The organism is Vibrio sp. 2130-1 (genome assembly GCF_033339515.1).
In genome coordinates this window covers 276,133-288,450 of the sequence record NZ_JAWOUT010000007.1, presented here as the reverse complement: position 1 = coordinate 288,450, position 12,318 = coordinate 276,133, and the positions used below count along the sequence as shown (strand labels likewise).

General features: G+C 45.6%; 12 protein-coding genes. 8 read left to right on the top strand and 4 right to left on the bottom strand.

Annotation, left to right across the window (positions count from 1 at the left end):
* Position 1 precedes the first annotated feature (1 nt).
* The 7 genes from R7Q09_RS13365 (at position 2) to R7Q09_RS13335 (ending at position 6,292) form a co-directional block, all read left to right on the top strand.
* Positions 2-1,309, top strand: coding sequence for an oligosaccharide flippase family protein (locus R7Q09_RS13365; RefSeq protein WP_021707644.1), 1,308 nt, complete (start codon positions 2-4; stop codon positions 1,307-1,309).
* A gap of 2 nt (positions 1,310-1,311) precedes the next feature.
* The gene (locus tag R7Q09_RS13360; protein ID WP_053350073.1) at positions 1,312-1,707 is read left to right on the top strand and encodes a VanZ family protein; all 396 of its coding nucleotides are present in this window, start codon (positions 1,312-1,314) and stop codon (positions 1,705-1,707) included.
* 67 nt (positions 1,708-1,774) lie between these two features.
* Positions 1,775-2,095 carry a N(4)-acetylcytidine aminohydrolase gene (yqfB, locus tag R7Q09_RS13355; protein WP_005385855.1) on the top strand — a complete coding sequence of 107 codons (321 nt, stop codon included), beginning with the start codon at positions 1,775-1,777 and terminating at the stop codon, positions 2,093-2,095.
* A gap of 50 nt (positions 2,096-2,145) precedes the next feature.
* On the top strand, positions 2,146-2,745 hold the full coding sequence (locus R7Q09_RS13350) for a TetR/AcrR family transcriptional regulator (protein ID WP_005385858.1): 600 nt from the start codon (positions 2,146-2,148) through the stop codon (positions 2,743-2,745).
* Between the two features lie 150 nt (positions 2,746-2,895).
* Positions 2,896-3,930 (top strand): NADP-dependent oxidoreductase, encoded by a 1,035-nt coding sequence (locus R7Q09_RS13345; RefSeq protein WP_053350072.1) that lies wholly within the window; start codon positions 2,896-2,898, stop codon positions 3,928-3,930.
* Between the two features lie 14 nt (positions 3,931-3,944).
* Complete coding sequence (locus R7Q09_RS13340; RefSeq protein ID WP_005375238.1) at positions 3,945-4,562, top strand: glutathione S-transferase family protein; 618 nt, start codon at positions 3,945-3,947, stop codon at positions 4,560-4,562.
* A 290-nt stretch (positions 4,563-4,852) separates the two neighbouring features.
* Complete coding sequence (locus R7Q09_RS13335) at positions 4,853-6,292, top strand: catalase (protein ID WP_318071157.1); 1,440 nt, start codon at positions 4,853-4,855, stop codon at positions 6,290-6,292.
* A gap of 195 nt (positions 6,293-6,487) precedes the next feature.
* Here the strand turns inward: R7Q09_RS13335 and R7Q09_RS13330 are convergent, their stop codons facing one another.
* The 4 genes from R7Q09_RS13330 to norV all read right to left on the bottom strand — a co-directional run bounded on the left by R7Q09_RS13330 (position 6,488) and on the right by norV (position 10,593).
* Positions 6,488-7,366 (bottom strand): NAD(P)-dependent oxidoreductase, encoded by an 879-nt coding sequence (locus R7Q09_RS13330; protein WP_017821261.1) that lies wholly within the window; start codon positions 7,364-7,366, stop codon positions 6,488-6,490.
* 184 nt (positions 7,367-7,550) lie between these two features.
* Positions 7,551-7,889 carry a DUF1971 domain-containing protein gene (locus tag R7Q09_RS13325; RefSeq protein ID WP_005375231.1) on the bottom strand — a complete coding sequence of 113 codons (339 nt, stop codon included), beginning with the start codon at positions 7,887-7,889 and terminating at the stop codon, positions 7,551-7,553.
* A gap of 42 nt (positions 7,890-7,931) precedes the next feature.
* Positions 7,932-9,080 carry an NADH:flavorubredoxin reductase NorW gene (norW, locus tag R7Q09_RS13320; protein WP_318071158.1) on the bottom strand — a complete coding sequence of 383 codons (1,149 nt, stop codon included), beginning with the start codon at positions 9,078-9,080 and terminating at the stop codon, positions 7,932-7,934.
* Between the two features lie 10 nt (positions 9,081-9,090).
* Positions 9,091-10,593 carry an anaerobic nitric oxide reductase flavorubredoxin gene (norV, locus tag R7Q09_RS13315; RefSeq protein WP_318071159.1) on the bottom strand — a complete coding sequence of 501 codons (1,503 nt, stop codon included), beginning with the start codon at positions 10,591-10,593 and terminating at the stop codon, positions 9,091-9,093.
* 190 nt (positions 10,594-10,783) lie between these two features.
* Here norV and norR point away from each other — a divergent pair, with 190 nt between their 5' ends.
* On the top strand, positions 10,784-12,316 hold the full coding sequence (gene norR / locus R7Q09_RS13310) for a nitric oxide reductase transcriptional regulator NorR (RefSeq protein WP_262631743.1): 1,533 nt from the start codon (positions 10,784-10,786) through the stop codon (positions 12,314-12,316).
* Positions 12,317-12,318: the final 2 nt, after the last annotated feature.

Here is a 12,318-nt window from a genome sequence, read left to right as displayed (position 1 = left end):
TATGTTTCACACTGTTCAACAAAAATTACTGTTGATGCCCAGCGGTAAAAAAAGCTTGTTATCTACCGGATTAAAAACCGCAATCACGCGTGTGTTGAGTGCGCTATTTGCTTTTTTACTGACTCTGATTGTATCGAAGACCAGTGACGCTTCGACGGCCGGTCAATTTTTCTTTTTATTCAACCTAGTCTCGCTACTCGCTATCGTTTCTCAGCTAGGTTTTGATGTCTCGTTAGTTCGTTACAATGCGATCGCTTTTAATAACAAAGAGAAGCTTGAACAAAGCCAAAACTATAAAACCGCACTTTATCGAAGTATGGCATTTTGCTTGCTCGCCATAGGCGTTTTGTTGGCAGGGTTTAATCTGTTTCCAGAACAGCTAAACCAGACTCAATCACCAATGTATGCGATTACTTTATGCTTGCTTTGCATACCTTTCTTGGTGCTTGCGCAAACCAACAGTCGGGTGCTTCAAGCATGTAGAAAAGTTGTATCATCTCTGTTTGCGTTGCAGCTTGGGGTAAGCATGTTGATGGTCATTTTTGTCTTTGCCCTAGACTATATCGGTCAGCAAAATATCAACAATCTAATGACCGCACTGCTTTTAGCGAGCATAGGTGTCGCGGTCATATCTAGTGCCAATTGGCTTGGCTCAGATCAATATCAAACATCGGCTTTCGTACCAAACAAAAAAATGGTCTCTTCTGCCAAGCAAGTCTGGGTTGGCAGTATCTTCACGAATGTTCTTCAATGGGGAAGCCTTGTTATTACGGGCTTTTTTATCTCAACAGCGGAACTCGGTTTGTTAGCCGCAGCCCAACGTACATCACTACTGATTGGCTTCGTGCTGATTACCATTAACTTTGTGGTCGCCCCGATGTTTGCCTCTCTCTACAAAGAGCGTCAAATGCGCAAACTGCAGAACCTGAGCCGCTTGGCGTGCCGAGCTAATGTTGGTTTAGCGATTGTACCCGTAATTATTTGCACCCTCTTCCCCGAGTTTGTAATGCAGTTTTTTGGTGAGGAGTTTCTCGCCGCGGCGCCACTATTAGTCGTCCTTTCTCTGGGGCAGTTAGTCAATGTTGCGACTGGTTCAGTAGGTTTTTTATTATTAATGAGTGGTCATGAGAGAACCATGAAATACATTACAATTTCCTCCGGTACGGTGTCCATCTGCCTACTTGTTACGCTTTGCCAAATGTTTGGGGTGATTGGTGCAGCGTGGGCAATGGCAATTGGCATGGCTATCCAGAATTTAGCTGCACTGTACTTTGTAAAACGTTACTTAGGCTTCTTTCCAATAGGTTAATTATGGCTTTAATACTGGCACGCACGAGTTTTGTTTTAGTCCTGATGCTAACCGCTTCACTCTCTTTGTGGAAAAGCTCTGACCTACACCATACTGCTTACCTGCAAATGGAAACCTACTTAGGCGGATCAAGTACGCTTCACTTTACTTTCAGTTTATTGATCGGCTTTTTATCGGTCTTCACGTTCCCTTCTCTGGTGAGCTCGAATAAAACCGACGTTTTTGGGATTCGTCTTTTGCTACTGCTGTTGGCTATCGTTTCAATGGAAGAAATAAGCCAACTTTTTATTCCAAATCGATCATTTAGTTTTGATGATCTCAGCACCAACTGGATAGGCGTTATCTCAGGTTACTTTAGTGCCAAGTTAATTCGCTTCATCCGCACTCGATCGTTCTAGTAATACAGGAATCTCTGGGGGATTTGGGTATATAATTACGCCAAACAACCAGACTAACGAGTACATCATGCCATCTCATCCAACCAAGATTACTTTTTTTGAATTCTTAACCCCGTTGATCACGTCAGGCAAAAAGACGATAACGATTCGAGATGAATCAGAAAGCCATTACGTTCCCAATACAGAAGTCGAAGTTTTTACCTTAGAAACGGATCGTAAAGTCTGCGATATCAAGATACGTTCTGTAGAACCACTTCACTTTGAAGATATTAATGAGTTTCATGCAGAACAAGAAGCCATCGAACTACCAAAACTCAAGCAGTTAATTCGAGAAATCTACCCAAATACCGACACGCTCTTTGTTATTGAGTATGAGCTGATTAAATAACCCACAACAAATACTAGACGACTGGTCTAATTCATTCTATAGTACACTCCATGAACGCAAAGACGAATGACACACGCCAACATATTCTCGACGTCGGATACGAGTTGATCGTAAACCGAGGGTTCACGAGTGTTGGTCTTTCAGAGCTATTAAAAAAGGCCGCAGTGCCAAAAGGCTCGTTTTATCATTACTTCAAATCCAAAGAACAATTTGGTGAAGCGATGATTCAAGACTACTTTACTAAGTATTTTGAGCGTTTAAACGCACGCTTTACCAATACTGAACTGAGTGGCTACCAACGCCTAATGAGCTATTTCGAAGAAATGGTCAAAGTAGAAGACGACGTGTGTAATGCGAACAAATGTTTATTGGTTAAGTTAAGTGCAGAAGTCTCCGATCTCTCTGAGTCAATGCGCTTGGCATTACGCCAAGGAGCAGACAAAACCATTCAAGCGATAGCGGATTGCATTGACATCGGCATTCAAGATGGCTCAATCCCCAATGGTGACAGTGCGTTATTAGCAAGGCAGATATACTACCTTTGGAATGGCGCTAGCTTGCTGAACAAACTTTATCAAGATCAGGCAGCATTGACGCAAAGTCTGACCTATACTCAACACTTACTGCAGAATACACGCACTTGCCCATAACGGGCGGCGTGGAAGAGAATGAACACCCTACACACGTTTCACTGTCAGAAAAAGCGTCAGTGTTAACACAGTAAACCTTCCCGCTTTAAATAAGCGGGATATTTTGAAATAAATACTAGACGACCGGTCTAATCAACAAGTGAGATAGATATGACTAACGCAACAAATCGCAGAATCGTACTCGCGTCACGTCCCCATGGTGCACCGACACAAGAAAACTTTCGTTTAGAAGAGGTAACGAAACCGACTCCGAAAGAGGGTGAAATGCTATTGAGAACGGTTTATTTATCTCTAGATCCATACATGCGTGGTCGCATGAGTGATGCCGAATCATACGCTGACCCTGTTGCAATTGATGACGTAATGGTCGGTGGTACAGTTTGTCAGGTAGAAACATCAAACCACCCAGATTACGAAGCGGGTGAATGGGTTCTTGCCTACACTGTTGGCTGGCAAGACTACGCTATCTCAACTGGTGAGATGGTCATTAAACTTGGTAAAGAACCGCAAAACCCTTCTTACGCGTTAGGCGTTGCAGGTATGCCAGGATTTACCGCGTACATGGGTTTACTCGACATTGGTCAGCCAAAACCAGGGGAAACCATCGTGGTAGCAGCTGCTACGGGGCCTGTAGGCGCAACAGTTGGTCAAATTGGTAAAATCAAAGGTTGCCGAGTTGTTGGTATAGCAGGCGGAGAAGAAAAATGCCGTTACGCTAAAGAGGTGCTTGGTTTCGATGAGTGTATTGATCACAAAGCTGAAGACTTTGCAGAACAACTGAAAAATGCCTGTGACAAAGGTATCGATGTTTACTTCGAAAACGTAGGTGGCAAAGTATTCGAGGCTGTAATGCCACTTCTGAATACAAATGCGCGTATCCCACTTTGTGGTTTGATTTCTCAGTACAACGCGACAGAGCTGCCTGAAGGTACCGACCATCTTCCATTACTAATGGGTAAGCTCCTGACCAAACGAATCAAGGTGCAAGGCTTCATCATTTTTGATGATTACGGACATCGTTACGGTGAATTTGCGCAAGATATTAATCAATGGTTGGCAGAAGGAAAGATCCAATACCGCGAACATCTAGTACAAGGACTGGATAATGCGCCAAAAGCATTCATCGGTCTGTTGGAAGGTAAGAATTTCGGCAAGCTTGTAGTACAGATTAACGACCCATTATAAAAAGGGATATGTAAATGATTAAACTTCACCACCTCAATCAGTCTCGTTCAAAGCGCATCATTTGGTTACTTGAAGAGCTAGATGTAAATTACGAGATTGTACCCTATGTCCGTGATTCCGTGACCTTCATGGCACCGCCAGAACTAAAAAGTGTTCACCCATTAGGAAAGTCACCTGTTCTTGAAGATAACGGCGAGATTATCATTGAGTCAGGTGCAATGACCGAATATTTGATTGAGAAATACAGTGACGGAGCCTTTGCTCCTGAGCGTGGTACAAAAGCACACACAGAATATTTGCAATGGATGCACTTTGCAGAAAGCTCTGCAATTTTACCTATGCTGCTAAAAATCTTCGTAAGCAAAGAGCCAAATGAAACTCAGTTTTTATCAGGCTATGCCGACAAGGAAGCAATGAATGTACTAGGCTACTTCGAGCAATCCTTAGAAGGCAAAACTTACCTAGTAGAAGAGCGTCTGACTGGCGCTGACATCATGATGTCTTTCATTGTCGAATTGGTTCAAAAGTTTGGTTTAGTTAATCACTTCCCTAATATTGAACGTTATGGGAAACAGCTCGCGACACACCCAGCATTTGCAAAAGCTGAACAACTTGAAGTGAAGTACTCTTAATTACTTCCCCCCTTTCGCCCCTTTGATGACACGTAAAACTTCATTTAAGGGGCGATATTACTAGCATCGCAGACACGCTAACTGGATAGCGCTCCCCCCAGTCAATCGCTTTCGAGAACGCCGATTGTTATGTCAATCAAGCTAATGTAGTAAATTTCTGATTCTAATATAGTTTCGACCATAGTCACCATCTATTGAATTGATAAGCAATATCAGTTTTCTCCCCCAGCTTTTCCGTAATAACCTCCTCTACAGTTTCTAAGGTATTGAACCCTGGAGGGGGAAGAAAAATGACAAACAAGAAATTGACTACAGCAGCAGGCTGCCCTGTCGCACATAACCAAAACGTTATGACTGCAGGTCCTCGTGGCCCTCAACTATTACAAGACGTTTGGTTCCTTGAAAAATTGGCACACTTTGACCGCGAAGTGATCCCTGAGCGTCGTATGCACGCAAAAGGTTCTGGTGCTTACGGTACGTTCACAGTAACGCACGACATCACAAAATACACTCGCGCTAAGATCTTCTCTGACATCGGCAAAAAAACAGAACTATTCGCTCGCTTCACTACTGTAGCTGGTGAGCGCGGTGCAGCAGACGCAGAACGTGACATCCGTGGTTTCGCACTAAAATTCTATACTGAAGAAGGTAACTGGGACTTGGTTGGTAACAACACACCAGTATTCTTCCTACGTGACCCACTAAAATTCCCAGACCTAAACCACGCAGTAAAACGCGACCCTCGCACTAACATGCGTAGCTCTACCAACAACTGGGATTTCTGGACATCACTACCAGAAGCATTCCACCAAGTGACTATCGTAATGAGTGACCGTGGTATCCCAGCTTCTTACCGTCATATGCATGGTTTTGGTAGCCACACATTCAGCTTCATCAACGCAGAAAACGAGCGTTACTGGGTGAAATTCCACTTCAAAACTCAGCAAGGCATCAAGAACCTGACTGACCAAGAAGCAGAAGCGATCGTAGGTAAAGACCGCGAAAGCCATCACCGTGACCTTTACGAAGCGATTGAGCGCCAAGACTTCCCTAAATGGAAGATGTACGTACAGATCATGCCTGAGCTAGAAGCGGATGAAGTCGACTTCAACCCATTCGACCTAACACGAGTCTGGTCTCAAAAAGACTACCCACTGCTCCCAGTTGGCGAGTTCGAACTGAACCGTAACCCAGAAAACTTCTACGCAGAAGTTGAGCAATCAGCGTTCAACCCAGCTGCAGTAGTACCTGGTATCGGCTTCTCTCCAGATAAAATGCTACAAGGTCGTCTGTTCGCTTACGGCGATGCTCAGCGTTACCGTCTAGGTGTGAACCATCATCAAATCCCAGTGAACGCACCTCGTTGCCCTGTTCACAGCTACCACCGTGATGGCGCAATGCGCGTTGATGGCAACTTTGGTTCAACACTAGGTTACGAGCCAAACTACAAACAAGAATGGGCAGAGCAACCAGATTACTCCGAGCCACCTCTACGCATCAATGGCAACGCTGATCACTACGATCATCGTGTAGACGAAGACTACTTCAGCCAAGCGGGTGACCTATTTCGTCTGATGAGCGAAGAGCAACGTCAAACTCTGTTCGATAACACAGCTCGCGCAATGGACGGTGTGCCAGAGTTCATCCAACAGCGCCACGTTCAACACGCATACGAAGCGGACGAAGCGTACGGCAAAGGTCTTGAAATTGCACTAGGCTTAAACAAGTAAGCGAACGCTGCAATCATTACACTGTGTGATTAAAAGACATAAAAAAGGAGGTGCCCTACAGCACCTCCTGATTTCAAATCACTAATCCTTAATCACTAGTCACAAACCATGCTCAAGGAGATTCATTATGATTAACTTAGATTTCTTTAAGCTCTTTGATACCAAAGAACTGTTTATCTATTACTGATTCATCAACTACTGATTTTTAGCTACCGCTTTGATCAGTACTGATGTATCCATGCGACCTAAACCATCACGTTGAAGGTCTGCGTATTGCTCATCCACTTTCTTAGTCAGTGGAAGTTCTAGACCCACTCGCTCAGCTTCTTGCAGACAGAAACCTAAGTCTTTGCGCATCCAATCAATAGCGAAGCCAAAATCGAACTTGTCTTCAGCCATCGTATTTGCTCGGTTTTCCATCTGCCAAGAACCTGCAGCGCCATGCTTAAGCGTTTCTACAACTTGAGCGATGTCCAAGCCTGATTTTTGTGCCAGCAACAAAGCTTCACTCAGACCTTGTAAAACGCCTCCAATACAGATTTGGTTTACCATCTTACAGCGTTGACCCTGACCGTTTTCACCCAGTAGCGTCATCTGCTTCGCGTACACATCCATCGCCGGAGACACACGGTCAAAAATGCTTTGTTCACCACCACACATGATGGTTAGAACACCATTTTCTGCGCCCGCTTGACCACCAGAAACTGGCGCATCAATGAAGTGATTGCCGTACTTAACACACGCTTCAGCCAACTCAACCGCTAGGTCTGCAGAAGTCGTTGTGTGGTCCACTAACACTGCATCCGCTTTCAAGCCAACCAGAATGCCTTCTTCACCGTAAACAACGCTACGAACGTCATCATCATTACCCACACAGGTAAAAACAATGTCACAGCCTTCTGCCGCTTCACGTGGTGTTTCACAAGCCACGCCTTGGTATTCTTCAGCCCATTTGTCGGCTTTCGCTTTTGTGCGGTTGTATACTTTGGTTTCAAAGCCCGCTTTACTTAGGTAACCAGCCATTGGGTATCCCATCACTCCCAGACCAATAAATGCTACTCGTTGTTTTTCCATTGCACGCTTCCCTTAGTTCACCTGACTGAAATGTTTCGTAACATGCTACTAAAGAATTGAAATCATTACTCGTGATTTCTCTTTCCTCAGTCTCGATGATCCTGCATTGCAGTCCGTTTATTGCGCCTTCTACACCCCTTTACTTGACGATTAGCGTAACAGTCAAAGCACTTACAAAGGTTCACTACTGCTTAGCGTGGAACATCGCTTGCCCACTCTTGTCCTTGTTCGACCAGAAATTGATGTTGAACTGAGCATCATCGCTCATCTCAATGCGGTGCCAGTACTGCGGTGGACTTGTAGCAAACTGGCCTGCATTAATCACCACCACTACTTCTGCTTCTGTGGCATTTTCATCAGCAAAGCCGTAGTAAGTCACTTGCCCTTCCATGACGCACAGCTGCCCAAACACACCCTCAGCGGTATTGTGATGAGTCAGTAGCGCTGGTGGCACATTGTCTTTAGTGAAGAAAGGCGTTGAACGTTGAACAGTCCAGTCTTTAGGAATTCGTAGATGCGACATAATAATACCCTCTCTAATTACAATTCTTTTCGTTTAAATCGGTTAAGCCTGACCGGCTTGAGACAACTCTCGAAGCAATGGAAATGCTTGCGTAACTTGTTCTCCCGTCACGACGAAGCCCATGAGTCGGCTATTTTCATCTTCTGCTTTCGCGGCAATGCCAGTTTGAGAAATCTGCACGCTCCAGTTCGTCACCGAACTAAAATCGCCTGCCAATTGAATTGGGTAGCTCGGCGTTTTGACCTTTACCATCATGGGCGGTAGTTTCAACTCTGCTTCTTGCCCCAGTAGTTGTTTGCCCAAAGCATTGGCACTTAGCACGATCGGTTGGAGGTACGGCATCATTCGACCTTGGATCTCAGCACAATCGCCTAATGCGAACACATTGGCTGCTGATGTCTGTAATCGAGCATCCACCTCGATGCCTTTATTGACACTCAACCCACAAGCCTTCGCTAACCAAGTGTTAGCACGTAAACCCGCAGCTGAAATCACTACATCGGCTTCGATCGCTTCACCATTGCTCAAGCTTGCCACCAGCGAATCATCTGAGTGATTGATCGCAACAACCCCAGTCTCCAACACAAGTTGAATACCTTGCTGCTTGAGTTGGTTTTCAAGCGGCAATGCGACGAATTCAGGAATCAAGTTAGCGAGCAAACGGGGATTTGGCTCAACCACCGTAACTGCTTTACCACTGGTTGCGAGATCCATGGCGATCTCAACGCCGATCAAACCACCACCCATTACTAGAATTCGTTTCGCACGACTGATTTGCTCTTCCGCTAATTGATATTCTTGTAGCGAGTTCAGCGTTATCACCTCAGGTGCAGCATCACCAGATATTGGCGGCACGAAGGCTTTCGCGCCTGTCGCAAAAACCAGTTTGGAGTAAGGATAGGTTTGGCCGTTGGCGACCACTTGCTGAGCTTGCACGTCGACATGCTCAATCATGGTATGGGCGAACAGTTCGATGTTGTGTTCCTGTGCAAACGCCTCACCACTCTTAACCACTAAGTCTTGGGCGGTTTGCTTGTTACTGAATACATGACTCAAATCGGGCTTGTTGTATTCCGCACCGTCATCAGCAGTAAACACTTGCAGCGGAATATGTACATCCATTCGACGCACTGTTTTCACTAATTGGTAAGCCGCAAAGCCGCTACCAATAATCACAATAGGTGCTTGCATATTCGCCCTCTTACCCGTTGTATTCGACAAAGACGTCTTTACCCAAGTGACATTCTGGGCACAAGAAGTAATCTGGCACTTCAGACCATGCCGTACCCGGTTCAACGCCTTGGTTAGGCTCGCCTTTTGCTGGGTCGTATACCCAATTACAAACGGTGCAAACCATGCATTGACAATCTGCGGGATGCGCCTCGGTATTAGGGTTGCTAGGAGCAGCATCGACTGCCGCTTGTGTTGTCACAGGCGCAGCGGGTTGTGATTGAACTTGTGGTGCAGACGCCGCAACCGCCGGAGCAAGAACAGGACTTGTCAGGTCATGCTTCGCCCACAATTTCGCGATGTTCTGACCATGTTCACGGCACTCACGCATCGCTTTACCATCTGGTCGCCATTTTGTTTTCAAACTCACTGCGGTTTCAAAGCCTGCGTCGGTCAATCGAGCATGGATACGATCCACCGCACCACCATTCCAACCGTAGCTACCGAATGCAGCGGCCTTCTTCGCTTTAAAGCGCAGACCAGTAATTTCTTCTAGCATGCCTGCGATCTTCGGCATCATAACGTTGTTCATGGTAGACGAACCAACCAAGATGCCTTTTGAGCGGAATACGTTGGCGAGAATTTCATTCTTATCGTGCTTAGAGACATTAAAGACTTTGACCGCCACACTAGGATCGACATCGTGAATGCCTTGCGCGATTGCATCTGCCATCATTCGGGTGTTATTTGACATAGAATCGTAGAAAATCGTAATGCGATCTTCTTGATAATTGTCTGCCCACGCCAAGTATTGCTCGATGATTTGAACCGGATTATCGCGCCATACAATACCGTGTGACGTTGCGATCATGTCGACAGGCAAATTGAAACTCAGCACTTCTTTGATTTTAGCGGTTACCAAGCTGCTGAATGGCGTTAGGATGTTTGAGTAGTAACGCAAACACTGTTCCATCAACTCATTTTGATCCACCTCATCATTGAACAGGCGTTCATCGCAGTAGTGCTGACCAAATGCGTCATTGCTGAATAACACTGCATCGCCAGTTAGGTAAGTCATCATGCTGTCTGGCCAATGCAGCATCGGCGCTTCCACGAAGACCAATTGCTTACCGTTACCAATATCGATGCTGTCGCCCGTTTTTACGGTTTTGAAGTTCCACTCAGGATGGTGGTGATGACCCACAATCGAATCAATCGCCGCTTCTGTACAGTAAATTGGCGTGTTCGGAATCTTCTCCATTAATGCCGACAATGCGCCTGAGTGATCTTCCTCTGCATGGTTTACCACGATAAAGTCGATAGACTTAAGGTCGATTTCCATCTCTAAATTTTGGATGAATTGTTGACTGAATCGATGATCGACCGTATCAATCAATACGGTTTTCTCTTCACGAATTAGATAACTGTTGTAGCTGGTACCTTTTGTCATTTTGTATTCTGTACCGTGGAAGTCTTGAACTTCCCAATCGCGTTGACCTACCCAGTGGATGTTGTTTTTTACGTGAATTGTCATAATTACTACCTTGAATGACGGGATAAACAAAAATAATTTCTTCTTGTATTGCACTGGGCGTGCCAACTTTTAATTACTATACATTTCAATATCTTAATTAAAATCCAACTTTGACAAGTGTCATTTAGACACAGTTGAAAATTGTCATTAAGACACTACAATAGTCATATTGACACAATCGGTATTGGCTATGACTTCTTTAATCGCGCAATGGCTACACATCACGCAAGACCTTAACTCGGCGCTCACTCAACAGGCTCGCTTCGATACGTTGTTAACCACGATTCGAGATGTATTGAAGTGTGACTCTTCTGCCCTTCTTTTGTATGAAGACCAGCACTTTAAACCTTTAGCAATCAATGGATTGGCGAAAGAAGTGCTTGGACGCCGTTTCTCCATTGAGCAGCACCCAAGATTAGAAGCCATTGCCCGAGCAGGCGACATCGTGCGCTTTCCCTCTGACAGCGACTTACCTGATCCATACGACGGCTTGATTCCAAACCACGATGACAAACTGCATGTCCATTCCTGCATTGGTTTACCTCTACTGATCGACGATCAACTGATTGGTGCCATTACGATTGACGCCTTCGATCCCAACCAATTTGATGGGCTACGCAACCAAGAGTTACGTTTTGTCAGCGCATTGGCAGCAGGTGGCTTGCACACTGCACTCCTACTAGAACAGCTCGAGACACAAGCGAGCCTGCCACGCGACTCTTACGCCGAGAAACGCACCTTAAGTAATGAAATCATTGGCAACTCTAAGGGGATGAAGAATCTTCAAGAGCAGATTGATGCAGTCGCCGATACGGAATTGTCTGTGCTAGTGATGGGAGAAACGGGCGTAGGTAAAGAGTTGGTTGCCAGCGCTATTCACCATCGCTCTAGCCGCTCTAACAATACCTTGGTTTACCTCAACTGTGCGGCGCTGCCCGAATCAGTCGCGGAAAGCGAGTTGTTCGGACATATCAAAGGCGCATTTACGGGCGCGATCAGCAATCGTAAAGGTAAGTTCGAACAAGCCGATGGCGGCACACTGTTTTTGGATGAAGTCGGCGAACTGTCGTTAGAGCTGCAAGCCAAGTTACTTCGAGCTCTACAATATGGAGACATTCAACGTGTGGGTGATGACCGCCATATTCGAGTCAACACACGCATTGTCGCCGCAACTAACCGTATATTGCATGAAGAAGTGACTGCTGGTCGCTTCCGAGCCGACTTATATCACCGCCTAAGCGTCTTCCCGCTTCATGTTCCACCTCTTCGTGAACGTGAAGACGATGTGGTGTTGTTAGCGGGCTTTTTCGCCGAACGCTTAAGAAGCAAATTGGGATTGAACAGCATTCGTTTGTCTCCCACTTTGGTGCAGGCACTCAAAGACTATTCATGGCCAGGCAACGTGCGAGAGCTTGAACATGTCATTAAACGTGCTGGTGTTTTGGCAAAGGCGCGTACTCACGCCATGGACATTGAGTTAGTTGAGCAAGATTTTGATATTCGAACGCCGAATCAGAACATCAAGAACGTTGAAAAAACGGAACAAAAATCTCGGCTTGAGCTACCAGAAGGCGGATTAAAGCCTGCCACAGACGCCTTCCAAAAAGCGATGATTGTTCGAGCTCTGGAAAAAAACCAAGGCAACTGGGCAGCAACGGCACGTCAGCTTGAATTAGATAACGGCAATTTGCACCGATTAGCAAAACGGCTGGCGATAAAATAGAC